At 43.4% G+C, this 23,812-nt stretch carries 37 protein-coding genes; 33 read left to right on the plus strand and 4 right to left on the minus strand.

Annotation, left to right across the window (positions count from 1 at the left end; genetic code table 11):
* Window positions 1–42: 42 nt before the first annotated feature.
* From LEP1GSC185_RS06275 to rplQ, 32 genes are all read left to right on the plus strand, one after another.
* Window positions 43–1,923, plus strand: coding sequence for an elongation factor G-like protein (locus LEP1GSC185_RS06275; protein ID WP_008593565.1), 1,881 nt, complete (start codon window positions 43–45; stop codon window positions 1,921–1,923).
* 51 nt (window positions 1,924–1,974) lie between these two features.
* The gene (gene tuf, locus LEP1GSC185_RS06280) at window positions 1,975–3,180 is read left to right on the plus strand and encodes an elongation factor Tu (protein ID WP_008594996.1); all 1,206 of its coding nucleotides are present in this window, start codon (window positions 1,975–1,977) and stop codon (window positions 3,178–3,180) included.
* Between the two features lie 10 nt (window positions 3,181–3,190).
* A complete protein-coding gene (rpsJ, locus tag LEP1GSC185_RS06285) occupies window positions 3,191–3,499 on the plus strand; it encodes a 30S ribosomal protein S10 (protein WP_008593919.1) in 309 nt (102 codons plus the stop codon).
* An 11-nt stretch (window positions 3,500–3,510) separates the two neighbouring features.
* Window positions 3,511–4,131 carry a 50S ribosomal protein L3 gene (gene rplC, locus LEP1GSC185_RS06290; RefSeq protein WP_008593769.1) on the plus strand — a complete coding sequence of 207 codons (621 nt, stop codon included), beginning with the start codon at window positions 3,511–3,513 and terminating at the stop codon, window positions 4,129–4,131.
* Between the two features lie 15 nt (window positions 4,132–4,146).
* Window positions 4,147–4,782 carry a 50S ribosomal protein L4 gene (gene rplD / locus LEP1GSC185_RS06295; protein ID WP_008595270.1) on the plus strand — a complete coding sequence of 212 codons (636 nt, stop codon included), beginning with the start codon at window positions 4,147–4,149 and terminating at the stop codon, window positions 4,780–4,782.
* A complete protein-coding gene (locus LEP1GSC185_RS06300) occupies window positions 4,779–5,087 on the plus strand; it encodes a 50S ribosomal protein L23 (RefSeq protein ID WP_008594677.1) in 309 nt (102 codons plus the stop codon). Before rplD ends, LEP1GSC185_RS06300 begins: the two co-directional genes overlap by 4 nt.
* A gap of 3 nt (window positions 5,088–5,090) precedes the next feature.
* Entirely contained in the window at window positions 5,091–5,930 is an 840-nt protein-coding gene (gene rplB, locus LEP1GSC185_RS06305) for a 50S ribosomal protein L2 (protein ID WP_008595708.1), read from the plus strand.
* A gap of 2 nt (window positions 5,931–5,932) precedes the next feature.
* Window positions 5,933–6,214, plus strand: a complete 282-nt coding sequence (gene rpsS, locus LEP1GSC185_RS06310; RefSeq protein ID WP_024863921.1) for a 30S ribosomal protein S19 — start codon at window positions 5,933–5,935, stop codon at window positions 6,212–6,214.
* Entirely contained in the window at window positions 6,214–6,546 is a 333-nt protein-coding gene (gene rplV, locus LEP1GSC185_RS06315) for a 50S ribosomal protein L22 (RefSeq protein ID WP_008593579.1), read from the plus strand. Before rpsS ends, rplV begins: the two co-directional genes overlap by 1 nt.
* Before the next feature lie 11 nt (window positions 6,547–6,557).
* Window positions 6,558–7,235 (plus strand): 30S ribosomal protein S3, encoded by a 678-nt coding sequence (gene rpsC / locus LEP1GSC185_RS06320; protein WP_008594250.1) that lies wholly within the window; start codon window positions 6,558–6,560, stop codon window positions 7,233–7,235.
* A gap of 30 nt (window positions 7,236–7,265) precedes the next feature.
* Window positions 7,266–7,679: a 50S ribosomal protein L16 gene (gene rplP, locus LEP1GSC185_RS06325; RefSeq protein ID WP_008593851.1), complete on the plus strand. Its 414-nt coding sequence runs from the start codon at window positions 7,266–7,268 to the stop codon at window positions 7,677–7,679.
* A complete protein-coding gene (gene rpmC / locus LEP1GSC185_RS06330; RefSeq protein ID WP_008595762.1) occupies window positions 7,676–7,978 on the plus strand; it encodes a 50S ribosomal protein L29 in 303 nt (100 codons plus the stop codon). Before rplP ends, rpmC begins: the two co-directional genes overlap by 4 nt.
* A 2-nt stretch (window positions 7,979–7,980) precedes the next feature.
* Window positions 7,981–8,250, plus strand: a complete 270-nt coding sequence (gene rpsQ / locus LEP1GSC185_RS06335) for a 30S ribosomal protein S17 (RefSeq protein ID WP_008596401.1) — start codon at window positions 7,981–7,983, stop codon at window positions 8,248–8,250.
* 1 nt (window position 8,251) lies between these two features.
* Entirely contained in the window at window positions 8,252–8,644 is a 393-nt protein-coding gene (gene rplN / locus LEP1GSC185_RS06340) for a 50S ribosomal protein L14 (RefSeq protein ID WP_008596038.1), read from the plus strand.
* The gene (gene rplX, locus LEP1GSC185_RS06345) at window positions 8,644–8,997 is read left to right on the plus strand and encodes a 50S ribosomal protein L24 (RefSeq protein WP_008595860.1); all 354 of its coding nucleotides are present in this window, start codon (window positions 8,644–8,646) and stop codon (window positions 8,995–8,997) included. Before rplN ends, rplX begins: the two co-directional genes overlap by 1 nt.
* Window positions 8,998–9,000: 3 nt before the next feature.
* The gene (gene rplE / locus LEP1GSC185_RS06350; protein ID WP_008594895.1) at window positions 9,001–9,552 is read left to right on the plus strand and encodes a 50S ribosomal protein L5; all 552 of its coding nucleotides are present in this window, start codon (window positions 9,001–9,003) and stop codon (window positions 9,550–9,552) included.
* A 13-nt stretch (window positions 9,553–9,565) separates the two neighbouring features.
* Window positions 9,566–9,751 carry a type Z 30S ribosomal protein S14 gene (locus LEP1GSC185_RS19680; protein ID WP_010513640.1) on the plus strand — a complete coding sequence of 62 codons (186 nt, stop codon included), beginning with the start codon at window positions 9,566–9,568 and terminating at the stop codon, window positions 9,749–9,751.
* Between the two features lie 18 nt (window positions 9,752–9,769).
* Window positions 9,770–10,168 carry a 30S ribosomal protein S8 gene (rpsH, locus tag LEP1GSC185_RS06355; RefSeq protein ID WP_008594088.1) on the plus strand — a complete coding sequence of 133 codons (399 nt, stop codon included), beginning with the start codon at window positions 9,770–9,772 and terminating at the stop codon, window positions 10,166–10,168.
* A gap of 26 nt (window positions 10,169–10,194) precedes the next feature.
* Window positions 10,195–10,734 (plus strand): 50S ribosomal protein L6, encoded by a 540-nt coding sequence (gene rplF, locus LEP1GSC185_RS06360; protein ID WP_008594183.1) that lies wholly within the window; start codon window positions 10,195–10,197, stop codon window positions 10,732–10,734.
* 4 nt (window positions 10,735–10,738) lie between these two features.
* Entirely contained in the window at window positions 10,739–11,101 is a 363-nt protein-coding gene (gene rplR, locus LEP1GSC185_RS06365) for a 50S ribosomal protein L18 (protein ID WP_008595439.1), read from the plus strand.
* Between the two features lie 2 nt (window positions 11,102–11,103).
* On the plus strand, window positions 11,104–11,619 hold the full coding sequence (rpsE, locus tag LEP1GSC185_RS06370; protein ID WP_008595672.1) for a 30S ribosomal protein S5: 516 nt from the start codon (window positions 11,104–11,106) through the stop codon (window positions 11,617–11,619).
* 5 nt (window positions 11,620–11,624) lie between these two features.
* Window positions 11,625–11,804 (plus strand): 50S ribosomal protein L30, encoded by a 180-nt coding sequence (gene rpmD / locus LEP1GSC185_RS06375; RefSeq protein ID WP_008594182.1) that lies wholly within the window; start codon window positions 11,625–11,627, stop codon window positions 11,802–11,804.
* A gap of 13 nt (window positions 11,805–11,817) precedes the next feature.
* On the plus strand, window positions 11,818–12,342 hold the full coding sequence (gene rplO / locus LEP1GSC185_RS06380; RefSeq protein ID WP_008594755.1) for a 50S ribosomal protein L15: 525 nt from the start codon (window positions 11,818–11,820) through the stop codon (window positions 12,340–12,342).
* 121 nt (window positions 12,343–12,463) lie between these two features.
* On the plus strand, window positions 12,464–13,846 hold the full coding sequence (gene secY, locus LEP1GSC185_RS06385) for a preprotein translocase subunit SecY (RefSeq protein ID WP_008593660.1): 1,383 nt from the start codon (window positions 12,464–12,466) through the stop codon (window positions 13,844–13,846).
* Between the two features lie 4 nt (window positions 13,847–13,850).
* Window positions 13,851–14,414, plus strand: coding sequence for an adenylate kinase (locus LEP1GSC185_RS06390; RefSeq protein WP_008595434.1), 564 nt, complete (start codon window positions 13,851–13,853; stop codon window positions 14,412–14,414).
* Window position 14,415: 1 nt separating this feature from the next.
* Window positions 14,416–14,634 (plus strand): translation initiation factor IF-1, encoded by a 219-nt coding sequence (infA, locus tag LEP1GSC185_RS06395; protein WP_008595303.1) that lies wholly within the window; start codon window positions 14,416–14,418, stop codon window positions 14,632–14,634.
* A 9-nt stretch (window positions 14,635–14,643) separates the two neighbouring features.
* Window positions 14,644–14,757 carry a 50S ribosomal protein L36 gene (gene rpmJ / locus LEP1GSC185_RS06400; RefSeq protein WP_008594142.1) on the plus strand — a complete coding sequence of 38 codons (114 nt, stop codon included), beginning with the start codon at window positions 14,644–14,646 and terminating at the stop codon, window positions 14,755–14,757.
* A gap of 2 nt (window positions 14,758–14,759) precedes the next feature.
* Window positions 14,760–15,137 (plus strand): 30S ribosomal protein S13, encoded by a 378-nt coding sequence (rpsM, locus tag LEP1GSC185_RS06405; RefSeq protein WP_008595550.1) that lies wholly within the window; start codon window positions 14,760–14,762, stop codon window positions 15,135–15,137.
* A gap of 2 nt (window positions 15,138–15,139) precedes the next feature.
* Window positions 15,140–15,547 (plus strand): 30S ribosomal protein S11, encoded by a 408-nt coding sequence (gene rpsK / locus LEP1GSC185_RS06410; protein ID WP_008595617.1) that lies wholly within the window; start codon window positions 15,140–15,142, stop codon window positions 15,545–15,547.
* A gap of 12 nt (window positions 15,548–15,559) precedes the next feature.
* Complete coding sequence (gene rpsD, locus LEP1GSC185_RS06415; protein WP_008595182.1) at window positions 15,560–16,183, plus strand: 30S ribosomal protein S4; 624 nt, start codon at window positions 15,560–15,562, stop codon at window positions 16,181–16,183.
* Window positions 16,184–16,205: 22 nt separating this feature from the next.
* A complete protein-coding gene (locus LEP1GSC185_RS06420) occupies window positions 16,206–17,183 on the plus strand; it encodes a DNA-directed RNA polymerase subunit alpha (protein WP_008593478.1) in 978 nt (325 codons plus the stop codon).
* Window position 17,184: 1 nt separating this feature from the next.
* The gene (gene rplQ, locus LEP1GSC185_RS06425; protein ID WP_008594891.1) at window positions 17,185–17,769 is read left to right on the plus strand and encodes a 50S ribosomal protein L17; all 585 of its coding nucleotides are present in this window, start codon (window positions 17,185–17,187) and stop codon (window positions 17,767–17,769) included.
* A gap of 71 nt (window positions 17,770–17,840) precedes the next feature.
* On the opposite strand, the gene LEP1GSC185_RS06430 is transcribed toward rplQ, so the two are convergent.
* The gene (locus LEP1GSC185_RS06430) at window positions 17,841–19,826 is read right to left on the minus strand and encodes a PP2C family protein-serine/threonine phosphatase (protein WP_008596338.1); all 1,986 of its coding nucleotides are present in this window, start codon (window positions 19,824–19,826) and stop codon (window positions 17,841–17,843) included.
* Between the two features lie 668 nt (window positions 19,827–20,494).
* Between LEP1GSC185_RS06430 and LEP1GSC185_RS20250 the strand changes: the two genes are divergently transcribed.
* A complete protein-coding gene (locus tag LEP1GSC185_RS20250) occupies window positions 20,495–20,629 on the plus strand; it encodes a hypothetical protein (protein WP_008593946.1) in 135 nt (44 codons plus the stop codon).
* Between the two features lie 247 nt (window positions 20,630–20,876).
* Here the strand turns inward: LEP1GSC185_RS20250 and LEP1GSC185_RS06435 are convergent, their stop codons facing one another.
* Genes LEP1GSC185_RS06435 through LEP1GSC185_RS06445 form a run of 3 tightly spaced genes read right to left on the minus strand, consistent with a single transcriptional unit; the run spans window position 20,877 to window position 23,682 of the window.
* The gene (locus LEP1GSC185_RS06435) at window positions 20,877–21,512 is read right to left on the minus strand and encodes a class II aldolase/adducin family protein (protein WP_008595266.1); all 636 of its coding nucleotides are present in this window, start codon (window positions 21,510–21,512) and stop codon (window positions 20,877–20,879) included.
* A 17-nt stretch (window positions 21,513–21,529) separates the two neighbouring features.
* A complete protein-coding gene (locus LEP1GSC185_RS06440) occupies window positions 21,530–22,186 on the minus strand; it encodes a class II aldolase/adducin family protein (protein WP_008594098.1) in 657 nt (218 codons plus the stop codon).
* A gap of 29 nt (window positions 22,187–22,215) precedes the next feature.
* Complete coding sequence (locus tag LEP1GSC185_RS06445) at window positions 22,216–23,682, minus strand: aspartate aminotransferase family protein (RefSeq protein ID WP_008595555.1); 1,467 nt, start codon at window positions 23,680–23,682, stop codon at window positions 22,216–22,218.
* Window positions 23,683–23,812: the final 130 nt, after the last annotated feature.

The following is a 23,812-nucleotide window of genomic DNA, read 5'->3' on the forward strand; positions in this document are numbered from 1 at the left end:
ACATGTTCATCGACGAACGAATGGACTTTCGATCGGCCGATAATGAATCTACCATTTTTAAATCCAGGGATATTTGCGCATATCGATGCGGGTAAAACCACACTCTTAGAAAGGATCTTATTCGAGACCGGCAAAATTTCAGCGCCGGGAAGAATAGAGGAAGGTACCACCGAATCCGACTATCTTCCCGAGGAGATAGAAAGAGGGATCTCTATCCAATCTACGGTTGCAAGGATCCCATATCCCAATCCTGAAAAGCCTAGGGTCATTCTACAATTCGTGGATAATCCTGGGCATTTGGATTTTCAATCCCAGGCAAATGCCTCTTTGCTTGTTTCCGATTTCGGCTTAGTTCTCATCGATTCCTTTGAAGGATTAAAGTCCCAAACCTTCCAGAATGTGGAAGCGTTAAGAAAGTCACAAAAACCAATATTATTTTTTCTAAATAAACTGGATCGTCCTGGTGCGGATATACTTTCCCCTCTAGTGGACTTGGAAGTTGCGTTAGGGAAAGAACCGGTCCTTCTATTCAAGGAAGACGGGTCCATTCCGGTGCTAAGTGGAGAAGGAAAGGAGTCTGAGTTTCTAGCGCTCATCGAATGGGATCATGGACTTTCGGAAGAATATCTCAAGGATCATAAACTTCTTCCTAAGCTTGCACTTAAAGGGTTGGTAAAAGGATTTTGGGAAGGCAAAATTTTCCCTGTGCTCGGGGGTTCCGCACTCCAAGGTCTCGGAGTAAAAGAACTACTTTCTTTTTTGGAGGTCCTCTCTCAGGGGAAGCCTGCGATAGCTTCTTCCCAAGAACAAATTGGAGTAGCTTTCAAAAGAGAGATCCATCCTGAACTAGGGAAACTTCTTCATTTTCAGGCATTGGCTCCAATCAAAGTTGGGGACATCTTTATACATGGGCAAACAAGACATAAGATAGAGAACTTATACCAAATTTCCGCAAGAGACTATGAAGAAGTTTCTAAAGCGGGATCCGGAGAACTGCTTGCAACGACTTCTCTTTTAGATTGGGTGCCTGGGGAGATACTTTCTAGACATAATGCAGAAGGTGAGGTCAAAACACTGCTCTCTCCCGTCAGAAAACAATTTCAGATCTTGATAGAACCTGAAAAAGAAGAAGATCGACAAGAGCTTTGGGAGCGCTTGCAAGATCTGGCTTGGCTGGACGAAGCGGTGAGTGTGGACATTCTTTCCGAGACCGGACAATTTCGTTTATCAGGTACCGGTGAATTACATCTAGAGATCTCTCTTTCTCGTTTAAAGGAGTCTTTTCGGAAAAGATTTCAAACAAGCGGAATCAAGGTTGCAAGATTTGCTCTATGGAAAAATTTGGTTCAAAAGGTCGCATTTCAGCATACCGCGTTCGATCAAAAGATCTCGAGCGGTCAGGTGCTCGCGTCCTTGGAAAGTTCTCACAACTTTTCCAAGGGAGTGCGGTTTAATGTTCAGCTAGCTGATCCAATCAAAGAGGCGATTTCATCCGCATTTACGGAAGTCACCGCCCGGGGAGTAGACGGAGAAGAAGTTCTCGGTCTACAGATGATCGTCGAGAGTTACGAGCCTCCAAGTGAGACAAAGTCTTTCGATCTTTCTTCCCTGATCAAAGTAGCTGTCATCAAAGGTTTAAAGGACATAATTCCGGATCATTCGGATTTCATTGGTCCCCTTTCCGAGTTGGAGATTCTTACGCCGAATCAATATCTCGGAGATATATTGGCCAGTTTGGCTAAGAGGGACGCGAAGATTCGTAAGGTCACTGAGGTGACCGAAGGGCGCCATTTGATCCAGGCAAGCGCTTCTGCGCAAAACTTGCTTGGCTTTAGCGGTGTCCTTAGAAATATGGCACAGGGAAGGGGCGTCCTGTCTTTGGACACCCTTTTTGACTTTGATAACCATTCTGTATTGTTTTAACAAACAAGTCTGAATTCAGATTTGTTAATAAAGTAAGGAGTTAAAAACGCTATGGCTAAGGAGAAATTCGACAGGTCCAAACCACACTTAAACGTTGGTACAATCGGACACGTTGACCATGGAAAAACCACGCTAACGGCAGCAATCACCACTACGCTTGCAAAAGTATTGGGTGGAAAAAACAAAGCCGTAGCTTACGACCAAATTGATAACGCACCTGAGGAAAAAGCTCGTGGAATCACCATCGCTACTTCTCACCAAGAGTACGAGACTGCGAATCGCCACTATGCTCACGTAGACTGCCCAGGTCACGCTGACTATGTTAAAAACATGATCACCGGTGCTGCTCAGATGGACGCTGCGATCCTAGTTGTTTCTGCAACTGACGGACCAATGCCTCAAACGAAAGAGCATATCCTGCTCGCTCGTCAGGTAGGTGTTCCTTACATCATCGTATTCATCAACAAAGCGGACATGCTTGCTGCGGACGAACGCGAAGAGATGATCCAAATGGTTGAGATGGACGTTCGCGACCTTCTTAACAAATACAGCTTCCCTGGCGACGATACCCCTATCGTTTACGGATCCGCTCTTAAGGCTCTCGAAGGAGACGAATCTGAGCTTGGAACTCAATCTATCGTTAAATTGATGGAAGCTCTGGACACTTACGTTCCAAATCCAAAACGTATTACCGACAAACCTTTCCTAATGCCAGTAGAGGACGTATTCTCTATCACTGGTCGTGGAACTGTTGCAACTGGAAGAGTAGAGCAAGGAACCTTGAAAATCAACGACGAAGTTGAGATCGTTGGTATCCGTCCTACTACTAAAACCGTTGTTACCGGTATCGAAATGTTCCGTAAACTTTTAGATTCTGCAGAAGCTGGAGACAATATCGGTGCTCTTCTTCGTGGAACTAAAAAAGAGGACATCGAGAGAGGACAAGTCCTTGCTAAGCCTGGATCAATCACTCCTCACAAAAAATTCAACGCGGAAGTTTACGTTCTTACTAAGGACGAAGGTGGACGTCACACTCCATTCTTCAATAACTACCGTCCACAGTTCTATTTTAGAACTACCGACATCACTGGCGTTTGTAACCTGCCTAACGGTATGGAAATGGTAATGCCTGGTGACAACGTTACGATGAGCATCGAGTTGATTCACCCGATCGCTATGGACAAAGGTCTTAAATTCGCGATCCGCGAAGGTGGAAAGACTATCGGTTCTGGCGTAGTGGCTGAGATCACCGAGTAAGAGAAAGGTAATGGCTGGCCAAAAGATCAGAGTAAAGCTTAAAGCTTTCGATCATAAGTTGATCGACCAATCAACTTACGAGATCGTTGCGACTGCCAAAAGGACCGGAGCTACTGTCTCCGGTCCGATTCCTCTTCCAACGAAGAAGGAAATATACACAGTCCTCCGTTCTCCACACGTAAATAAAAAATCAAGAGAGCAGTTTGAGATGAAAACTCACAAAAGGCTCATAGACATTCTGGACACCAACGAAGACACAGTTGAGGCTCTGATGAAGCTACAACTCCCTGCAGGTGTTTCAGTGGATATTAAATCCTAAGGGAAGAAGAAATGGCAAAGGGATTAATCGGTAAAAAGATAGGGATGTCCCAAATCTTCGACGAGCAAGGAAACATTATTCCTGTAACCGTCTTAGAGGTAGGTCCCTGCGCAGTTTCCCAAGTCAAGTCCGTAGCTACGGACGGTTACGACGCGATTCAGTTAGCTTATCAGGATGATAAAGAAAAACACCTGACCAAATCAGAAGTTAAACATTTGGCAAAAGCTGGACTAACTCCTAAGAGAGTGTTGAAGGAATTCCGGAATTTCGGCGAAGAGCCGGCTGCCGGAGCTGAGTTAAAAGCACAAGACGTGTTTGCGGTTTCCGACACTGTGAAAGTTACAGGAACTAGCAAAGGTAAAGGTTTCCAAGGTGTTATCAAAAGATACGGACACCATGGTGGACCAGGCGCTCACGGTTCTCGTTTTCATAGACACCCAGGATCCATGGGATCCAACACCACTCCGGGAAGAGTATTCAAAGGTCGTAAATTACCGGGCCGTATGGGCTTCGATACAAAGACAGTATTGAACCTAAAAGTGGTTCGTATTCACGAAGCAGAAAATTTGGTTTTTGTAAGCGGATCAGTTCCGGGACCTGCAAACTCCATCATCACTATTGAGAAGATATAAAGACCGCGGTTAGTCATGAAAGCACAGAAGTACTCAAAAGAAGGAAAACTGCTCTCGGAAATCGAACTTCCTGCAGCGTTGTTCGAATCCAGATACAGCAGTGGCGCGATTTACGACGCCATCAAAGCGGAGAATGCTAACCTTCGCTCCGGGAATCATCATACCAAGACCCGCTCGGAAGTTTCCGGGGGTGGTAAAAAGCCTTGGTCCCAAAAAGGAACCGGTAGAGCTCGTCAGGGTTCTATCCGTGCTCCTCAATGGGTGGGCGGTGGTACTGTTCACGGACCTCGCAAGAGAGATTATTCTTACAACGTTTCTCCGAAAGTGAAACGCAGAGCGGTTCTTTCCGTTTTGAATAAGAAAGCTCAAGACGCGGTCATTAAAGTAGTAGAAGATCTGGATCCGAAAGAATTTAGCACTAAAGCGTTCTCTACTTTATTCAATAATATCGGATTAAAGAACACCGGAGTGATCGGATTCTTAGTAGGCGGAGAGAACGACTTCCTTAAAAAGTCAGTTCGCAATATTCCTACAGTAAAATACATCAACTCCAAACGTATTGCGGTGAGAGACATTCTATATAATAGAAATCTTGTAATTACCGAAGGCGCTTTGGGAGAAATCCTCAAGCATTACGGAGAAGGAAAATGAATCTGAATGAAGTGATCTTATCTCCGATCATCACTGAAAAGTCCCAAGACCTGGAGACTATCGGTGAAAAAGCCGGTAAAAGAACCGTAAAATACACTGTGGAAATCCATCCTAGAGCAAATAAAACTCTAGTGAAGGAAGCTTTTCGCAAAATTTACAACGTAGTACCTTCTTCCGTAAACATTCAAGTGTATCGCGGAAAAGTAAAAAGATTCCGTCATCTACCCGCTCCAAAAGCTCATTGGAAAAAAGCAATCGTGACTTTCCAAGACGGAGCGAGCATCGACTTCGGAAAGGAAGCATAAGAAATGGGAATTAAAAAGTTTAAACCCGTTACTTCCGCCAGCCGTTTTAAATCGGTATTAACTTTCGAGGAAATCACCGAAACGGAACCGTATCGTCCTTTAACGATCAGCTTAAATTACAAAGCGGGTCGTGGAGAAGGCGGTAAAATTGCGGTTCGCAGAAAAGGCGGAAGAGTAAAACGCAAATATCGTATCATCGACTTCAAACGTCGTAAGACCGGGATCCCAGCTACTGTTAAAACAGTAGAATACGATCCATATCGTTCCGCATTCATTTCTCTCGTTAGTTATTCTGACGGAGAATATGCTTACATCCTGAATGCAGAAGGATTGAAAGTTGGGGACAAAGTTTCCAATGGAGAAGGAGCTGAAATCAAAGTCGGAAACGCACTTCCACTCGGAAAAATTCCTCCAGGCACTAACGTGCATAACGTGGAATTGAAGATCGGAAGAGGCGGGCAGATCGCAAGAACTGCAGGATCCTTCGCTACTATCGCAGGTAGAGACGGAGAATACGTTCTTCTCAAACTTCCGAGCTCCGAAGTTCGTAAAGTTCACCAGAACTGCTACGCTACGGTAGGAATTTGCAGCAATAGAGATCATAACCTCGTTTCCATCGGTAAAGCCGGTAGAAACAGATGGTTGGGTAAACGTCCTAAGGTCAGAGGGGTCGTAATGAACCCGGTTGATCACCCACATGGTGGTGGTGAGGGACGTACTTCCGGAGGTCGTCACCCAGTGACTCCTTGGGGTATTCCAACCAAAGGATACAAAACTCGTCGCAGGGCTAAACCTTCTGACAAGTTTATCATCCAGAAGAGAAAGGGAAATAGGAGCAGGTAATCATCATGAGATCTTCTAAAAAAGGTCCGTTCATCGACAGTCACCTCATGAGCAAGGTGATCAAGCTGAACTCTGAAAACCAAAAGAAACCGTTTAAAACCTGGTCTCGTAGAAGTACGATTTTCCCGGACATGATCGGTCACACAATCATGGTTCATAACGGAAACAAATTTATCCCTGTTTTCATCAATGACAACATGGTAGGGCACAAGTTGGGAGAATTTGCTCCAACTCGTACTTATCGTGGTCATGGAAACACTGATAAAAAGGCGGCTAAGAAGTAATGGAAGCCGTAGCAATCGCAAGATTTGTCAGAATGTCCCCTCGTAAACTTCGTCTTGTAGCGGATGAGATCCGTGGCTACGAAGTTGCAGAAGCTCTGGATATTCTGAAATATACGAACAAGAGAGCGATCGAGCCTATCTTCAAACTTATCAAATCTGCTTCTGCAAACGCAGTTGTAAAAAGTGATAACGCTGATCCAGGCAAAATGTTCATTAAAAAGATCCTGGTGGACGAAGGCCCAATCCTTAAACGCTTCCGTCCTCGCGCTCGCGGTAGAGCTGCAAGGATCCGTAAGAGAACCAGCCACGTAACTGTGGTAATCTCGGATTAATAGGGGAAATCATGGGACAGAAAGTTAACCCAATAGGACTTCGTATCGGAATTACCCGCGGATGGGATTCCATTTGGTTCTCTCAAGGAGATTATAAAAAGAATCTTCACGAAGATATTAGAATTCGTAGATTTATCCAAGGCCGTTTTAAAGAAGCAGGCGTTGTAAAAGTTGTAGTGGAGCGTTTCCCTGAGAAGATCAACGTTAACCTTCACACTGCTAAGCCTGGTGTGGTAATCGGTAAGAACGGAGCGAATATCGAAGCCGTTAAAAAAGTCCTTAAGACTATGACCGAAAAACCTCTTAATCTTAACATTATAGAAGTTAAGAAGCCTGAGACTATTGCGCAATGTATCGCTGAGTCCATCGCGATCCAGATCCAAGAGCGTCAACCGTTCCGTCGTGTGATGAAACAAGAACTTCGTCGTGCTATGAGAGGTGGAGTAGAAGGAATTAAGATCCTGATCTCCGGTCGTTTGAACGGAGCGGATATGGCTCGTCGCGAAGGTTATCGTGAAGGAAGAATTCCTCTTCATACACTTAGAGCGAAAATCGATCTAGGATTCCGTGAAGCCAGCACCACTTTCGGACAAATCGGAGTGAAGGTTTGGACTTATACCGGAGACTTCATCAACAATAAAGAAGAATCCGAAGAAGATAAATACGCCGTTAAAAGAAGGACCAACTGATCGTCTCTGATGATCCAAAGGTAAAAAACGATGTTATCACCTAAAAGAGTTAAGTTCAGAAAAAGACAAAGGGGCCGCTTGAAAGGAAACGACGAGCGTGGTTCCAAAGTGTCCTTCGGAGAGTTCGGTTTGAAAGCTGTTACTTCCGGACGTTTGACTGCAAGACAGATCGAAGCGGCAAGGATCACTATCAACCGTCAGGTAAAAAGAGGCGGGAAACTTTGGATTAGGATCTTCCCTCATCTACCTATTACCAAAAAACCAGCGGAAACTCGTATGGGTAAAGGTAAAGGTAACCCTGAGTTCTGGATCGCAGAGATCAGACCTGGTAGAGTTTTATTCGAAATGAGCGGTATCGATGAAGCAACCGCTAAAAAAGCTTTGGATCTGGCTGCTTATAAACTGCCTGTTCAAACTGAATTTGTGAAGAGGTCTACGCTGTGAAAAAGATCAAACTCGCAGAGTTGAAAGACGCAGAAATTTTAGCACAATTGGAAGATGCTCGTAAGATCATTCGTACAGCACGTTTCCAATACGGAGTGGCTCGTTCTTTGGAGAACCCGAAGGTGATCACTAACGCGAAGAAAAAGATCGCGCGCCTTCTTACTATCCAAAGAAACAGAGAGTTAGCTGCGAAGCCTGGTTCTACTAAGGCCAGACGTTATTCAAGAGCTACTCGTAAGACGCAAGCTTTAGCAAAAGCGAATGCTTCCGCTAAAAAGGCTGCTAAGGGAACGAACTGATTATGGAAACTGCAAAGAAGCACATAAAAAAATCACTTCTTAGCGAAGGTAAAGTTGTGAGCACTGCTATGGATAAAACCCTAGTGATGTTAGTGGAAGCACGCAAGACTCACCCTAAGTTTAAGAAGATCGTTCGTAGAACCGTTAAAATGAAGGTTCATGACGAAAAAAATGAATGCCAAGTAGGAGATAGGATTCTGGCGATCGAAACCAGGCCTCTATCCCGTGAAAAGCGTCACCGTCTATTTAAGATCGTAGAAAAGGCAAAGTAAGATGATCCAACAGGAAACCATCCTCCAAGTCGCCGATAACTCCGGAATCAAAAGAGTTATGTGTATTAAAGTCTTAGGAGGCTCTAAAAAACGTTACGCCTCCGTAGGAGACGAGATCATCGTCGCCGTGAAAGACGCACAACCTGCTTATGGGTTAAAAGATTCCACGGGGAAAAAGGTCCATAACAAGGCCGTTCAACGCGCAGTAGTCGTCAGAACTAAAAAAGAGATCCGTCGCCCGGATGGTTCTTATATTCGTTTCGATGATAACGCAGTCGCAATTATCGACGACAAAGGAAACCCGAAAGGGACCCGTATTTTCGGGCCAGTAGCTCGCGAACTTCGCGATAAAAAATACGCTAAGATCATCTCCCTAGCGCCGGAGGTTCTATAATGTCTAAGCTGACGTATCGGGGATCCGAATATACAAAATTCAAATCCGTTCGCCTGCACAAAGATGACGAAGTAGTCGTTATCGCAGGAAAAGAGAAAGGAAAAAAAGGCAAGATCCTAGTTATCGATAAGAAAAGGGATCGTGTAGTAGTAGAAGGACTGAACAAACGTAAACGTTTCTTAAGACCTACCCAAGAAAACCCTCAAGGTGGTATCGTAGAGGTGGAAGCTCCAATGCACATCTCCAACGTAATGTTCTACGATTCCAAAAAGAAGAAGGGAGTTCGTCTGGGCTACCAAGAGAATAAAGGTAAAAAAGTCCGCGTTTCTAAGCCGGAGGGGAAAGAGATCTAAGTCATGGCAGCAGCTAGATTGAGAGATAAATACGGGAAAGAAATCGTTCCCGCTCTTCAGAAACAATATAACTTCAAGTCCATTATGCAAGTTCCTCGTTTGGAAAAAATCGTTCTGAACGTGGGAATGGGAGAGGCTCATACCAACCCTAAAGCATTGGAAGCGGCTGTAGAAGAACTCGCATTGATCACCGGACAACGTCCGGTTAAAACTAAGGCTAAAAAATCCATCGCGGGATTCAAACTCCGCGAAGGTATGAGCCTCGGAACCACTGTTACCCTACGTGGAAACTATATGTATGAGTTTCTAGATCGTTTGGTGAATGTGGCTCTACCAAGGGTGCGTGACTTTAAAGGAGTTTCCGAGAAAGGTTTCGACGGACGCGGAAACTATAACTTCAGCATCAAAGAACAAATCATTTTCCCAGAGATCAAAGTGGATAAGATCAACACTCTCTATGGGATGAACCTGACCTTCGTAACGAACACCAAGGTAGACGCAGAAGCTTATAGCCTTCTCGCTGCTTTCGGTATGCCGTTCCGGAACCTGAGATAAGGAGCCCGCAATCATGGCTAAGACCTCTTTAATCGAAAGACATAAGAAAAAAAAGAAATTCAAAGTACGGGTTCACAACCGTTGCCCACTTTGCGGACGCCCTCGCGGTTACCTAAGAAGATTCGACATGTGCAGAATTTGCTTCCGGAAGCTTGCTAGCCAAGCTCAAATCCCGGGAGTAGTTAAGGCATCTTGGTAAGGACTGGAGGACATTATAATGAGTTTATCTGATCCAATCGGTGATATGCTGACCCGCATTCGTAATGCTGGTCGTGCGAAACATGAAAGTTGTGTGATTCCAGGAAGTAAGATCAAACGTTCTATTCTGGAGTTATTGAAAGAAGAAGGATTTATCAACGGCTATGAGCCGGTGACTAACGGAAGTTTCGAAGATTTCAAAGTTGCTTTGAAATACGATGTAACTAAAAGACCGGTGATCCGCGAGTTAGTTCGTGTATCAAAACCAGGTCGTAGAGTTTACATGAAAAGCGAAGAGATCCGCCCGTATAAAAACAATATGGGAACTATGATTCTCTCCACTTCCAAAGGAGTTATGACCGGCAAAAAAGCTCGGAAATTACGGGTAGGAGGAGAGGTTATCTGTAAACTCTCTTAAGAGTGAAGGAAAACTTATAAAGACCTATGTCCAGGATTGGAAAAGCAGAAATCAAACTTCCGGATAAAGTGGAAGTAAAACAGGACAGCACCGTAATTAAAGTGAAAGGTCCTCTAGGCGAGTTACAAACTCCTATTTTTGCAGGAATCTCTCTGAAAAACGAGGGCGGGACTGTGAAATTGGAAAGATCCAGCGAAGAGCAAAACATAGTAGCTCTTCACGGATTGACCCGAGCTCTTCTTATGAATAGCGTAAAGGGTGTGACCGCTGGTTGGGAAAAAAACCTGGAGATCACAGGGGTTGGTTATCGTGCTGCTAAGCGCGGTGAAGATCTGGTGATGAACCTTGGATATTCCCACGAGGTTGTTTACAAGGCTCCTAAAGGAATTAAGATCGAAGTCATTGAACAAGTGAAGATCAAAATTTCCGGAATCGACAAACAACTAGTCGGGCAAGTTGCGGCAGATATCCGTTCTAAGAGACCTCCTGAGCCTTATAAAGGTAAAGGGATCAAGTACAACGACGAATTTATCAAGAGAAAGGCCGGAAAAACCGGTAAGAAGTAAGGCCATGATTAATAAACTGAAAAAAATCGCAGCCAAACGCAGAAGAGCAGAGCGTTCCAGATTTAAACTGAGACAATCCAGCTCTCGCCCTAGATTGGTATTTAATAAATCCAATCGTTATCTTTCCTGCCAGATCGTGGATGATGGCCAAGGAACAACTTTGGTAGCTGCCTCTACATTAGAAGCTACCTTTGCAGGTAAAAGCCGCAAAGATAAAGAAGCTGCTAAGGCTTTGGGAAAAGCGATCGGAGAGAGAGCCGCTTCTAAAGGTGTAAAGGTAGTTATGCTGGATCGTTCCGGAATGATCTACCACGGAAGAATCGCGGCTTTCGCGGACGCGGCTAGAGCCGCGGGACTGGAGTTCTAATAATGGCATACGAACAAGATCAAGAACAGAAAGAGTTTAACGAGAAGGTCGTAAAGATCGATCGCGTTGCTAAAGTTGTAAAAGGTGGACGTCGTTTCTCCTTTAACGCTCTGACAGTAGTCGGAGATGCAAAAGGTAAAGTAGGGATCGGATTCGGTAAAGCGAATGAGGTTCCGGACGCGATCCGTAAATCTATCGAGTCAGCTAAGAAAAATTTGGTGAAAATCCAATTTAGAGGACATACCATTCCTCACGAAGTGATCGGAAAATTCAAATCGGCAAGAGTGATCCTGAAACCGTCTACTGCGGGAACCGGGATTATCGCCGGAGGATCCGTTCGTTCCGTAGTGGAGAAGGCTGGGATCCAAGATATTCTTAGCAAATCCTGGGGTTCTTCGAATCCTGTAAATATCGTAAAGGCGACTCTGGACGCTCTTCAACAATTGGAGACTCCGGTTTTAGCAGCTCGTAAAAGAGGGATCACTCTGGCTCGTCTTTTCGGAAACGACGTAGGATAATTAACATGGAAACCGTAATCGTTACTCAGATCAAAAGTAATATCGGGATTAAAAAAGGCCAGAAGCTAACTCTGGCTGCTTTGGGGCTCCGTAAGACCGGACAACAAAGAAAACATACTCTAACTCCGCAGGTGAAAGGGATGATCAATGACGTTCAACACCTGGTCCGAGTCGAAAAGGCGTAATTAGGTAAGGGAAATGAGTAAAGAAAGAATTAAGGCTGCCCTGGCGTTCGGAAAAGAGCGCGAAGAAAAGGGAGATAAGCCGGCAGGGAACATCATTCCAGTTCCAGCAGGTTCTACTAAGAATAAAAAACGTTTAGGTCGTGGTATCGGTTCCAAAACCGGTAAAACGGGAGGACGTGGTTCTAAAGGACAGTATGCTCGTAATACAGTTCGTCGAGGATTCGAAGGTGGGCAGATGCCTATCCATAGAAGACTTCCTAAGCGCGGGTTTACTTCCATATTTCATAAGGACTTCTTCCCAATCAACCTCAGAGATATTGAGAAAAGCGGGTTGACCGGCAACATAGATGCCAAAAATATGGTTGAATCGAAGATTCTTGATAACGAGAGCACTCCTTTCAAGATTCTGGGAACCGGTGAGATCACGAAAGCCGTTCATATAGTAGCGGATCGCGTTTCCGCTTCCGCCAAGGAAAAGATAGAGAAAGCAGGCGGTTCCGTAAAACTTCGCTCAGAGTTAGCTTCTAAAGAAGCTTAAATCCTGAGTCGTTTTCGACCGTTTGGAAGACCGATTCTTTTATTTTGTAGAGGGACTCAAGCTTTGAGTCCCTTTTGCCCGCAAGGGGAGACCAAGGACTAAGGAAAGAGAACAAAGCCGCATGCTGACTTCGATTGCAAATATTTTCAAAATTCCAGAGTTGAGAAACAAGGTGTTCTTTACTCTTGGCATGCTTTTACTTTTCCGTCTCGGAACTCATATTACTATTCCTGGTATTGATCCTAAAGTAGTTTCCGCAATCGCTTTGGATGCAAATGCAGCCGAAGGTCTTGTAGGAATGTTCGATATGTTCGCTGGAGGAGCTCTTCTGAACTTCTCCATCTTTGCGCTCGGGATCATGCCTTATATTTCCTCTTCCATCATTATGCAATTAGTGATGGTACTTGTTCCTTCTTTACAAAAACTCCAAAAAGAAGGAGAAGAAGGTCGCAAGAAGATCGGACAATACACCAAATACGGAACGATTTTACTTTGCGGAGTCCAGTCTTTAGCGGTGATCCGTTTGGCTCAACGTTGGTCCTACGGTGCGGACAATGCTCCGGCTCTTCACCCGGGTTTGATCCATTCTTCTGTTGAATCTTGGTTCTTCTTTATTGCATTATTATCCATCACCACCGGAACTGTTCTTTTGATCTGGTTAGGTGAGCAAATTACTGAGAGAGGGATCGGTAACGGTATTTCTCTTTTGATCTTTGCAGGTATCGTAGGGCGTCTTCCAGTTTCCGTAGCTCAGTTGTTCCGTGAGAACTTCGTAGACGGACTGAACATTATCATCCTTCTTCTTTTATTCATCCTACTCATCGCGTTAACAGTTCTTCTTACCCAAGGAGTCCGTAAGGTTCCTTTACAGTACGGAAAACAAATGGTAGGAAGAAAGATGGTCCAAGCTAAGTCTCAAAGTATTCCTTTTAAAGTGAATGGCGCAAGCGTAATGCCGATCATATTCGCTTCTTCTTTATTACTTTTTCCGCAAACGATCATCCAACAGATCTCCGAGCTTCCTAACTGGGCAGGTTGGGTTTTACTATTGGATTATCTGAACCCATTCTCTCAGACTTGGTATCACGCTGCATTCTACTTCTTTGTGTATATTGCGCTCATCGTGTTCTTTGCATATTTCTATACTGCAATCCAATTCAATCCTGGAGAACTAGCGGAAAATCTTCGTAAGTATAATGGATTTATCCCTGGAATTCGTCCAGGATCTCATACTAAGGAATATATAGAGAAGGTCCTAAACAGGATCACTCTTCCCGGTGCGGTTTTCTTAGCAGGACTCGCATTAGCACCTTATATCATTATTCGTTTCTTGAATTTAGGAACAAACTCCGGTGGTGGATCCTTGGTTTACACCTTCGGGGGAACTTCTCTGCTAATCATGGTAGGGGTTGCTTTGGAAACTCTGAAACAATTAGAGTCCCAATTGCTGATGAGAAACTACGATGGTTTCTTGAAAAAGACCAAGATTAAGGGAAGGTCTTAAGAAAATGAATTCTATCATTTTCATGGGGCCACCGGGTGCAGGTAAAGGCACTCAAGCAAAGATACTTTGCGACACTTTGGGAATTCCTCAGATCTCTACCGGAGATATTCTGAGAGCAGCCGTCAAAAACGGTACCCAGATGGGATTAGAAGCAAAGAAATACATGGATGCCGGAGATCTTGTTCCGGATTCTGTAGTTATCGGCATTATAAAAGATCGTCTTGTGGAGCCTGATTGCAAGAACGGATTCTTATTGGATGGATTTCCAAGAACCGTAGAGCAAGCAGATGCTTTAGATAAGATCTTAAACACAGAAGGTTTAAAGATCAAAAGAGCGATCAACTTGGAAGTTCCTGATGAGGAACTTCTGCAACGTTTATTAAAACGTGCGGAAATCGAAGGTCGTTCCGACGACAACGAAACAACGATCAAGAGTCGTTTGGAAACTTATAACAAAAAGACTCTTCCGTTACTGGACTACTATGCTGCAAAAGGAAATCTCTCCCGTGTAAACGGTGTGGGTAACTTGGATACAGTCACAAAACTCATCGAGAAGGAGTTAGCTTAACTTGGCGAAAGAAGATGCAATCACCGTGGACGGTACCGTTTTGGAACCTCTCCCAAACGCAATGTTCCGCGTTGAGCTGGAAAATGGTCACAAGGTTTTGGCCCATATTTCCGGTAAAATGAGAATGCATTATATCAGGATCCTCCCAGGCGACAAAGTCACCGTGGAACTCTCTCCTTACGATTTGACCAAGGGTAGGATTACCTACCGCAAAAAATAGGAACACGTTATGAAAGTAAGAACTTCCGTAAAAAAAATCTGCACTAGCTGCAAAGTTATCAGAAGAAAAGGTGTGATCAGAGTGATTTGCACCAACCCTAAACACAAGCAAAGGCAAGCATAATCATGGCTCGTATCGCAGGTATCGATCTTCCAAGAGAAAAAAGAATCGTTGTTGGTCTAACGTATATTTACGGAATCGGCCGATCCACTTCTCGCAAACTTCTCGCGAAAGCGGGAGTTGATGAGGCAATCAGAGTGAAAGATCTTTCTGACGCTCAAGAAGCTGCTCTAAGAAAAGCGATCGAAGAAAGTATCAAGGTAGAAGGAGATCTTCGCTCCGAAAACCAACTCAATATCAAAAGATTGATGGATATCGGATGTTACAGAGGCCTGCGTCATAGAAGAGGTCTTCCAGTTCGCGGTCAGAGAACCAGAACCAATGCCCGTACTCGTAAGGGTGTTAAGAAGACCGTTGCCAATAAGAAGAAGGTGACTAAGTAATCATGGCTGAAGATAAAAAAGGCAAAAAAGAGAAAAAGGTTAAGAAGAAGGAGAAAAAGGTCGTTCCTCGCGGAAAGGTCTATATCACCGCTTCTTTTAACAATACCATCATCACCATTACTGACTTGGCAGGAAACACTCTGTCTTGGTCAACAGCTGGTGCTATGGGTTTCCGTGGATCCAAAAAATCTACTCCGTATGCGGCTCAGATCGCAGCGGGGAATGCTGCCGAGAAGGCGATCGATTCTACCGGTTTAGCCGAAGTGGATGTTCTGGTTTCCGGCCCAGGTATCGGACGCGAATCTGCGATCCGTTCCTTAGTCGCTAGAGGACTTTCCATTAAAATGATCAAAGACGTAACACCTTTACCGCATAACGGTTGTCGTCCCCGTAAAAGAAGAAGGGTTTAAGGTAGGAATAATATGGCAAGATATAGAGGACCTGTCGTTAAACTAATGAGGAGAGAAGGTGTTAACCTTTACCTCAAATCCAGTTTTACTTTCAATAGAGATAAGTTCCATAAAAAGGGACCTCCTGGAATGCAACCTAAAAGGAAACCGAAAGTTTCCGAGTACGGTTCTCAGCTTCGTGAAAAACAGAAGTTGAAAAGAGCTTACGGACTTTTAGAAAAACAATTCCGTAGCCTTTACGAAGAAGCATCTCACGCTCACGGTGTAACTGGTGAAATTCTTCTCCAACTTTTGGAAAGAAGATTGGATAACGTTGTATATCGTTTAGGTTTTGCTGTGACTAGACGTCAGGCGAGAAACTTCATCGCTCACAACCATATTTTGGTAAATGGAGAGAAAGTGGATATCCCGTCTTTCCGTTTGAAAGTAGGCGATAAGATCGAGATCAAACCTAAATTTAGAACTTCTGGTTTTATTACCCAGAATATCCAATTGGCTCAGTCTCTGAATAATATTCCTTCTTGGGTGTCTTCTGATTTCATTCAGTTTTCAGGAGAAATTCTGTCTTTGCCGGAACGTCATCATATCGACATTCCAGTGAAAGAACAGGTGATCGTGGAGTTGTACTCCAAGTAATTTTATTGGGAAGGGTTTCTAAGTGTCTCTAAAAAGTTTACTCAAAGGATTTAAACGTCCCAAAAAGATCGAATTTACTACGGAAGCGAATACTCCTAACTACGGAAAATTCGTAGCGGAGCCTTTCGAGCGCGGTTTCGCGACCACGATCGGAAACTCTCTTCGTAGAACTCTCATGTCTTCTATCGAAGGTGCCGCTATTTCTGCTCTTCGTATCGAAGGAGTGAACCACGAGTTCTCTTATATCGAAGGAGTAGCTGAAGACGTTACTCGTATCATCCTAAACCTTAAACAAGTTCGTATCAAATACGAGCCTGAGGACAAGGACCAAAGCAAAGTTATCCATTTGGAATTGAAAGGTGCGGGATATTTCAGAGCCGGAGACCTGGCTGTGGATTCTTCCATCGAGATCATGAACCCGGATCTACATATCGCAACTTTGAATGAAGATGCGAACCTTGTATTGGATCTGGAAATCCAAAGAGGAAGAGGATACGTTCCTGCAGAAGATAAGAAGAAGGATATCGAAGTTCTTGGAACTATTCCGATCGACTCTATCTTCTCTCCAGTTCAAAAAGTAATTTTCGAGATTTCAGAGACCCGTGTGGCTCAGAGATCCGACTACGAAAAACTGACTCTGGAAGTTTGGACAGACGGATCGATTTCTCCGGAGGATGCAGTTGCTCAAGCGGCTAAGATCCTAAAAGAACACCTCACAGTATTTATCAACTTCGAAGAAGAATTAGAGGAAGAAGAAGACGAGTTAGACGAAGCGGACGAGAAGTTGAAAGCTTCCCTTTCCAAACACGTGGAAGAACTCGAACTTTCCGTACGTTCCCTGAACGTTCTTCGCAGTTTGGAAATCGACTTCGTTGGAGACCTTGTTAAGAGATCCGAAGAAGAGATGTCCAAATCCAAACATTATAGCGAGCAAGGTCTCGCAGAACTTAAGTCTAAACTTGCTGGTTTGGGACTTTCGTTCGGAATGAGAGATTTCTAATATGAACAAAAGAAATAAAGTAAAACATCTCAACCGCGAAAAAGGTCATAGAGACGCTCTGATCAATAACATGATCACTAGTCTTTTCAAATACGAGAGAATCGAATCCACTCAAGCGAAACTGAAAGTGGTTCGTTCTCACGCCGAAAAGATCATCACCAGAGCGAAAAGAAACCTTGCGACTGATATCGCTCCTGCGGTTGCACTTCACAATAAACGTGAAGTTCTAAAAAGAGTAAAGGACCGCAATATCGTTACGAAACTTTTCGAAGATATCGCAGTTCGTTATGCTGCTGTAAATGGCGGATATACTAGAATCCTGAAAAAGATCAATAGAGCTTCCGATAATTCCGAGGTAGGAATTTTAGAACTCACTAACAGAAAGGATCGTTCCTCTCTAATCAAAGAGATCAAAGATAAGAGAGAAGCTATTTCCGACGCTAAAAAGGAAAAAGCGGCGGCTCCTCCTCCGGCTAAAAAGGAAAAAGCTCCTAAAAAAGAAGCTGCTCCTAAAGCTAAGGCAGCTAAGAAGCCTGCAGCTCCAAAAAAGGCGGTTAAAAAAGCCGCTCCTAAGAAGAAAAAATAATATAAATAATCCCCGAAGAGATGGGAGATATGTGGGCCCCGGTGTTGGAGACAGCATCGGGGTTTTTCTTTTTAGAACCCTTTTGCTTTTAAAAACTCGTCCAGTTTTCCTACGAGTGGGCTTTCACCGTCTAGCTCTTTCGCTTTTTCCAGCACGGACCTTGCGTCTTCGAATTTATTTAATAACCTGTAATTGTCAGAAAGATTGATTAGGTTCGCAAGACGGTGAGGTTGAGTTTGACGGACCTTCTCCGCTGCGTCAGCCGCATGTTGAAATTCCTTCATATGTTTATAACATAAGGACAATAAGAACCAGATATTATGCGATTCCGGATCTAAGTTTAGATAACGTTCTAACCATTTGGAAGCTTTAGAGAATTCTTTTTTATCGTAATAGATCTGTCCGATCAGTCTAGCGGATTCTTTAAAATTTGGAGCCAAGTTCCAGGAGAATTCTAGTAGCTCGAGTGCTACCGGTACTTCTTTTTTCGCTAGATGTTGTTTCGCTTGATTGTACTTTGCTACTGCATCGTTATACTTAGGATGTTCCGGATCTATTAGCTCTTTGTATCCTATCCTAATCAGGGAAAGGTCGTCCGCGATCGCTCCTACTCCGTGTAGTTTTCCCGCGATCGTATCCAAATCTCCTTTGGAATCTTCCACAATTCGAACGAATAAATTCTCGTCTTCGTTCATCTTCCAGTTGATCCCATCCGAACTGATATTGATATCGTCCCTTCCATCAGAACCTAAAAACAGAACGTCTCCGGGCTGCAAATGGGATTCATGGATTTTGATATTCGCTCCGAATGGAGATCCTAATTTCCATGCCGAAAGTTCGGGAGCTAAGAAGGAAGATCTATCGTCTCTGAATAATACAGGCCAAGGATGTTCTGCGTTCAGTATCAGTATTTTTCCGGTTTTATCGTGGATCAGTCCGAAGATCGCAGAGGCCATCATCGTTCCGTCGAATGTTCTAAAAATTTCGTCCAGTTCTCTATGAGTCTGTAACATCCAAGCTTCAGGATGAATATCGATCGTCTTTCCATGGCTTGCGGAACGAGATAGAATATTATTGACTGCAGTTCCAAGAACGATTGCTCCTCCCGCTCCTTGGAGAGATTTTCCCATCGCATCACCGTTTAAGAAGAAGGTCCATTTTTCCTTTTCGGATCCGAATAAAAGGTTTCCACTAATGCAGATGTCTCCACCCAGCTCTGACTCTCGATTCTTAAACGTAAACTTTTTCTTTTGTTCTATATAGAAGATGGTGCTAACGTCTTGGGATGTATTCCAATTTGTCATGAGAGGTTTGCTCAAGAGAGAAGTGAGATAATAGTCCCCATCCTGCTGCACTTTGAGAGCATGGATCTCTTCCATTCTTTTGGTGACTTCCATCGTTCTTTCGTCGACTTTTTGCTCTAAAGTGTTTGCATATTCTTCTTCCACTGCTCCGATCCTGCGAAAGATCAAGATCACACTTTGTGTGATATAGGATACCACCGCTAAAAATACCAATTTTAATGATTGTTCCGAAATGGATGCGTATCCCGGAGAGATAACCTTGAGTTCATCTTCGGTGAATTCTACTCCCCTAAAGATCGTATTTAAGATCACGAGTCCCTGTCCGACTACGCTAAATATTCCTGAAAGTTTTGCAACCGTTGGAGATAAAAGTAATACGGAATATACTATGAAGATCATATTGATCGCATATAGAATGATTTGGCGTATTACTCCTGATGCCATATTCCTGTCAGTCCAAGAGGCAACGAACATGACTATGGATAAGATGGTAATATCTGCGAGTACGGAAACTTTGCCGACCATAGAAGGTATCTTACCGAATTTTTTGTAACAATACTGGTTATAGACTGCATATCCGAGCATAGACCCTATCCCGATCAAATACACGATATTTTGAATCATGGAGCTCTGGGTCCAAGCGGCAGCGAGAGAAATGAGGAATAATATCGCTAAGCCGAATCGGATCCGATTGATCGTAAGTGGACCGGAGGCTATAATTCTCTCCGTGATGAGTTCCTTTTTTTCTTCCATCCCTAATCGGCCTCTTTTTAAATCGCCTATAGTATTTGGATAAGTGAATATATTTTTGAACGTATCATCTACAAATTTTTTAAAGAATGTAGGATAGTTGTAAAAATATAATTCCTCCTCCAAATACTTGAGACGGAAAAAATAAGAGAAAAGTAAGTGCCTCCATTAAAAACAATCTCGCATTTTAGAACTTTCTTTTGTTGTTCGGCCGGATAACCTCCATAAGTCATTTTGTCGGTAAAGTAAATTGGCTCTTCTTTTCGTTTAGGGTCCGAACATTCGGTCCTGCTTGTAGAGTTTGTAATGCCTGGATATCAAATGTAGAACTTGATCCATCTACCAAAAGTGCATAATGTATGCTTTCGTTCGATTCTTGTAATCAGATCCCTGGAATCTGTTTGTTATAGATACGTTTTTCTGGAACTCAGGTGATTGCGCGGATAGTCACTATGCAATTGTATATTTTTGTAATTTCTTCATGGGCTCGCAAGATAACGATCTCGTTTAAGAATCCAAACTTTATTCGTGAAAGTAAAAATTAATCGGCTCTCGCAGTTTTCATCTTAATAAATAATTTAATTCAAATTAAGTTTTTTGAAATTGTTTTATAATTGAAAGGGTTTTGATTTACTCATATTTCATTTAATCGAAACTAAAGGAGAGAACGGATGAAAATTATTGAAGAAGGTTTTGTGACGAATCCTTTGTTTAGAGTTCTTTCTAAGTTCGTATTCGGTCATGACGCAACAATGAAAACATATTTAGCAGATCTAAGTAGGAAATTGGAGACATCGCGAAATTGACCTTTCAAGAAAGAGCGGTTAGAAGAACTGGGATTGGGTTGTAAATAGGAATCTTATTGTATTTTTGTTGGAATTCCAACAAGGTTAAGATGGCAAATTCTGATTGTAGGGAATTAGGTTTTGTGATAAAGAGCGAGGAGTGTGAATTTTTCCACCGCTACGCTCCGGCCCCCACCCAAAATAGGGTGGGGCTATCCTAAACCAAATCCAAATTACAGTAGATCTAGCTTAGCAACAGAAGAACCTTCTATCCTCGGTTCTTCTCCGCTTGTTTAGAATATTTTCTCTGGTAGACAAATCGGATTGCTTCAGCCTCTAACCAAGGAACCGGTTTTCCGCCGCCTAGGATTCTAGATTCTACGAATGCCTTGCTTGCTTTTTCCAGAACCATACAAACTGCATGAGCATCATCCAGACTTTTATGAGCGCATAATGCTCCTGCATTTTGAAGATACACCGCATTTCTTCTTCCTATAGCGGAGACAATCTTTTTCAGTCCTTTCGCATCGGACGCATTAGATACAACCTTTGCGTTAGGTCCTACAATTTGGGCCATATCATCTAAATAAGGACGAACAGTCTCTCCAGCCATCGAACAGGTCATCACATTCTCCTGAGTGGAATGAAAGATAACGCTGAATTCAGGTCTTGCTAGATAAAGAGAGAGATGTTGTATAGCTTCGTCAGGAATATCTTTGGGAAAGATTTGATTCTCCTCCAAAGGAATTTCTAACAGTGCCGTTTTAGTCTTTTTACCGATCGCATTTAGATCCGCTTTTTTAGGAGTGATCCAAATACTCTTTCCGATCTTAACACTGGCGCATCCATTCTTTGCTAAAATTCCTTCCTTCACAAGTTGAGGGAGAAATTTTTGAAGATCCATCGGGCTATCCGGAGCTTTCATGCTGTTTTTACCAGTCCATAGTTTTTGAGATACCAAGAGCGAATGGAATCCCTGTCGCCTTTTTTATAACCGGAAACCTTTAAGAATTCTTTCTCAATGAATAGTTGGCAGACTCTTTCGAGCTCTAGAGCTACTTGAAAAGCGTCTTCCATATCTTTCCCGACGCAAAGAGTTCCATGGTTTGCTAAAAGAACTGCCTTACTTCCGGACTTATCTAAAGCGTGGATCGCCATTTTGATAAGTTTTTTAGTTCCAGGTAGAGAGTAGTCCGTGCAAAGAACAGGCCCACCGATGATCTTTTTCATCTGAGGATTTAGAACAGGAACATCCTTTCTTGCCGCCGCAACCACTGCTGCTTGCAATTGGTGAGTATGGATTACGGCACCTATATTCGAACGAAGTTTATAGGCGGCGGAATGAAGTCCTTTCTCATAAGACGGTTTGATCTTGCCGATATGGGTCAGATCATCGATGTTTACTTGTACGATCTCTTCCGGAGTTAGGTCTTCATAAGTCCTACCGGTAGGAGTAATCGCAAAATAATTCTCATCGATACGTTGGCTGATATTCCCCCAAGTTCTTGCGATCAGACCCGACTTAAGAAGTCGGATCCCAGTATCTCGTACGATTTTTTTGGCCTTATCTATTTCCATATTCTTCTCCTATTTTGTGGACAGGTGAGTTATACACCTTCGACTTTTTGGAAAACTCTTTCGAATCTTTTTAAAGCGTCATCGATCACTGCATCAGTATCCGCAGCGCTTGTATACAGACGGCTTCCTGCAAGGGTAACGATACCTTCGGCCATGTAAGCTGCTCCCATTTCTTCCATCGCCTTTTTACGGGTATGAGCCTCTTTGATGGTGGATTTGATCTTCCAGAATTTCTTTATATCGATCTCTAAAAGCATAGTTCCAACAGTTTCCAAATGACAGATAGATCCTTGGTTGAACGCTACGAAAGGTAGATTATACTTCTTAATTAGTTTTTGTAAACCAGCAGTGATCCTGTCTCCAGCTCTTCCTGCTTTTTCACAGGCCTTTTGTTTTTCAATTTCAAGAAGAGTATAATAACCTGCAGCTGAGCTAAGAGGGTTTGCTGCCATAGTTCCGCCGATCAGAGCTTTTTTTACGCCTGTTTGGAGTCCTGCAGAAAGATACTTCATGTATTCCTTCTTTCCGCCTAATCCACCGGCAGAAGGATAACCTCCGGCAACTACTTTACCGAATACGGTTAAATCCGGAGTAATACCATAGTAACCTTGGGCACCGCTTAATCCGATACGGAATGCAGTAACAACTTCATCAAAAATCAGTAATGCTCCATACTTGTCGCAAAGTTCTCTGACTCCTTTATTGAAGTCCATATCGATAGGGCGAGTTCCGCTTTCCGGTCCGATCGGTTCCAAGATAACTGCAGCAGTGCCGCCTCTCCAACGATTTCTTTTTAAAGTTCTTTCTAATGCGTTTAGATCGTTTGGATAGAATTCTTGGGTATATTTGAATACATGTTTAGGAATTCCGTGAGACTCAAAATGTCTGGTGCCAGGTAGGCGAAGTCCATATGCAAGCTGGTCGCTCCAACCGTGATAAGCTCCACCCATCTTTACTATATTTTTCTTTTTGGTCGCAAGTCTTGCCACCCGGATAGATGCCATACAAGCCTCTGTTCCGGATCCCAACATACGAAACATTTGCACAGAAGGCATATGCTCCACGATCTTCTCCGCAAGTCTTAACTCATACTCATGGAACAAACCGGTCACTGGTCCTGTGGTTTCCAGAAGTTGAACAACCTTCTTACGAATATTCGTAGGGTTACTACCTAAAACTGTAGGACCTCCTGCTTGCAGGAAGTCTATGTATTTGTTCCCATCTAGATCGTATAAATGCGCTCCGGAAGCCTTGGTGAAAACAAGAGGGAAGGGATAATTGAATGCGAGATTATGCTGTACTCCGCCCGGAATATATTCGGAGGCTTCCGCTATCATCAATTTGGATTTAGAACATTTCTTTTCGAAATACTCCTGAAGGTACTTCTCCATTTCATTCTTCTTGATAGACCGAATTGGCTGGCGAATCAGGTCATGAAGTTGTTTATAAACCCCTTTTACGTCTGGGTATTGGGTAATTGCGAAGCCGGTAGACATATCTTTTTCCTTTTTTTACGGAATATAGGTTGACAGTGAGTGAATACTCACTCACTGTCAACTAGAAAATACAGAAAAGAACCTTCCGGGAAAATTTTCCGTATTCCGGTGGTTAGGAACCGCTTACGTA

Source organism: Leptospira licerasiae serovar Varillal str. VAR 010 (assembly GCF_000244755.1).
In the GTDB taxonomy this organism is placed as follows: Bacteria; Spirochaetota; Leptospiria; order Leptospirales; family Leptospiraceae; genus Leptospira_B; species Leptospira_B licerasiae.

What these genes read in the sequence shown, in the direction of transcription:
- LEP1GSC185_RS06275 (WP_008593565.1), top strand. Translation starts at nt 43, where the DNA reads ATGAATCTACCATTTTTAAATCCAGGGATATTTGCGCATATCGATGCG.
- tuf (WP_008594996.1), top strand. Translation starts at nt 1,975, where the DNA reads ATGGCTAAGGAGAAATTCGACAGGTCCAAACCACACTTAAACGTTGGT.
- rpsJ (WP_008593919.1), top strand. Translation starts at nt 3,191, where the DNA reads ATGGCTGGCCAAAAGATCAGAGTAAAGCTTAAAGCTTTCGATCATAAG.
- rplC (WP_008593769.1), top strand. Translation starts at nt 3,511, where the DNA reads ATGGCAAAGGGATTAATCGGTAAAAAGATAGGGATGTCCCAAATCTTC.
- rplD (WP_008595270.1), top strand. Translation starts at nt 4,147, where the DNA reads ATGAAAGCACAGAAGTACTCAAAAGAAGGAAAACTGCTCTCGGAAATC.
- LEP1GSC185_RS06300 (WP_008594677.1), top strand. Translation starts at nt 4,779, where the DNA reads ATGAATCTGAATGAAGTGATCTTATCTCCGATCATCACTGAAAAGTCC.
- rplB (WP_008595708.1), top strand. Translation starts at nt 5,091, where the DNA reads ATGGGAATTAAAAAGTTTAAACCCGTTACTTCCGCCAGCCGTTTTAAA.
- rplV (WP_008593579.1), top strand. Translation starts at nt 6,214, where the DNA reads ATGGAAGCCGTAGCAATCGCAAGATTTGTCAGAATGTCCCCTCGTAAA.
- rpsC (WP_008594250.1), top strand. Translation starts at nt 6,558, where the DNA reads ATGGGACAGAAAGTTAACCCAATAGGACTTCGTATCGGAATTACCCGC.
- rplP (WP_008593851.1), top strand. Translation starts at nt 7,266, where the DNA reads ATGTTATCACCTAAAAGAGTTAAGTTCAGAAAAAGACAAAGGGGCCGC.
- rpsQ (WP_008596401.1), top strand. Translation starts at nt 7,981, where the DNA reads ATGGAAACTGCAAAGAAGCACATAAAAAAATCACTTCTTAGCGAAGGT.
- rplN (WP_008596038.1), top strand. Translation starts at nt 8,252, where the DNA reads ATGATCCAACAGGAAACCATCCTCCAAGTCGCCGATAACTCCGGAATC.
- rplX (WP_008595860.1), top strand. Translation starts at nt 8,644, where the DNA reads ATGTCTAAGCTGACGTATCGGGGATCCGAATATACAAAATTCAAATCC.
- rplE (WP_008594895.1), top strand. Translation starts at nt 9,001, where the DNA reads ATGGCAGCAGCTAGATTGAGAGATAAATACGGGAAAGAAATCGTTCCC.
- LEP1GSC185_RS19680 (WP_010513640.1), top strand. Translation starts at nt 9,566, where the DNA reads ATGGCTAAGACCTCTTTAATCGAAAGACATAAGAAAAAAAAGAAATTC.
- rpsH (WP_008594088.1), top strand. Translation starts at nt 9,770, where the DNA reads ATGAGTTTATCTGATCCAATCGGTGATATGCTGACCCGCATTCGTAAT.
- rplF (WP_008594183.1), top strand. Translation starts at nt 10,195, where the DNA reads ATGTCCAGGATTGGAAAAGCAGAAATCAAACTTCCGGATAAAGTGGAA.
- rplR (WP_008595439.1), top strand. Translation starts at nt 10,739, where the DNA reads ATGATTAATAAACTGAAAAAAATCGCAGCCAAACGCAGAAGAGCAGAG.
- rpsE (WP_008595672.1), top strand. Translation starts at nt 11,104, where the DNA reads ATGGCATACGAACAAGATCAAGAACAGAAAGAGTTTAACGAGAAGGTC.
- rpmD (WP_008594182.1), top strand. Translation starts at nt 11,625, where the DNA reads ATGGAAACCGTAATCGTTACTCAGATCAAAAGTAATATCGGGATTAAA.
- rplO (WP_008594755.1), top strand. Translation starts at nt 11,818, where the DNA reads ATGAGTAAAGAAAGAATTAAGGCTGCCCTGGCGTTCGGAAAAGAGCGC.
- secY (WP_008593660.1), top strand. Translation starts at nt 12,464, where the DNA reads ATGCTGACTTCGATTGCAAATATTTTCAAAATTCCAGAGTTGAGAAAC.
- LEP1GSC185_RS06390 (WP_008595434.1), top strand. Translation starts at nt 13,851, where the DNA reads ATGAATTCTATCATTTTCATGGGGCCACCGGGTGCAGGTAAAGGCACT.
- rpmJ (WP_008594142.1), top strand. Translation starts at nt 14,644, where the DNA reads ATGAAAGTAAGAACTTCCGTAAAAAAAATCTGCACTAGCTGCAAAGTT.
- rpsM (WP_008595550.1), top strand. Translation starts at nt 14,760, where the DNA reads ATGGCTCGTATCGCAGGTATCGATCTTCCAAGAGAAAAAAGAATCGTT.
- rpsK (WP_008595617.1), top strand. Translation starts at nt 15,140, where the DNA reads ATGGCTGAAGATAAAAAAGGCAAAAAAGAGAAAAAGGTTAAGAAGAAG.
- rpsD (WP_008595182.1), top strand. Translation starts at nt 15,560, where the DNA reads ATGGCAAGATATAGAGGACCTGTCGTTAAACTAATGAGGAGAGAAGGT.
- rplQ (WP_008594891.1), top strand. Translation starts at nt 17,185, where the DNA reads ATGAACAAAAGAAATAAAGTAAAACATCTCAACCGCGAAAAAGGTCAT.
- LEP1GSC185_RS06430 (WP_008596338.1), bottom strand. Translation starts at nt 19,826, where the DNA reads ATGGAAGAAAAAAAGGAACTCATCACGGAGAGAATTATAGCCTCCGGT.
- LEP1GSC185_RS20250 (WP_008593946.1), top strand. Translation starts at nt 20,495, where the DNA reads ATGAAAATTATTGAAGAAGGTTTTGTGACGAATCCTTTGTTTAGAGTT.
- LEP1GSC185_RS06435 (WP_008595266.1), bottom strand. Translation starts at nt 21,512, where the DNA reads ATGGATCTTCAAAAATTTCTCCCTCAACTTGTGAAGGAAGGAATTTTA.
- LEP1GSC185_RS06440 (WP_008594098.1), bottom strand. Translation starts at nt 22,186, where the DNA reads ATGGAAATAGATAAGGCCAAAAAAATCGTACGAGATACTGGGATCCGA.
- LEP1GSC185_RS06445 (WP_008595555.1), bottom strand. Translation starts at nt 23,682, where the DNA reads ATGTCTACCGGCTTCGCAATTACCCAATACCCAGACGTAAAAGGGGTT.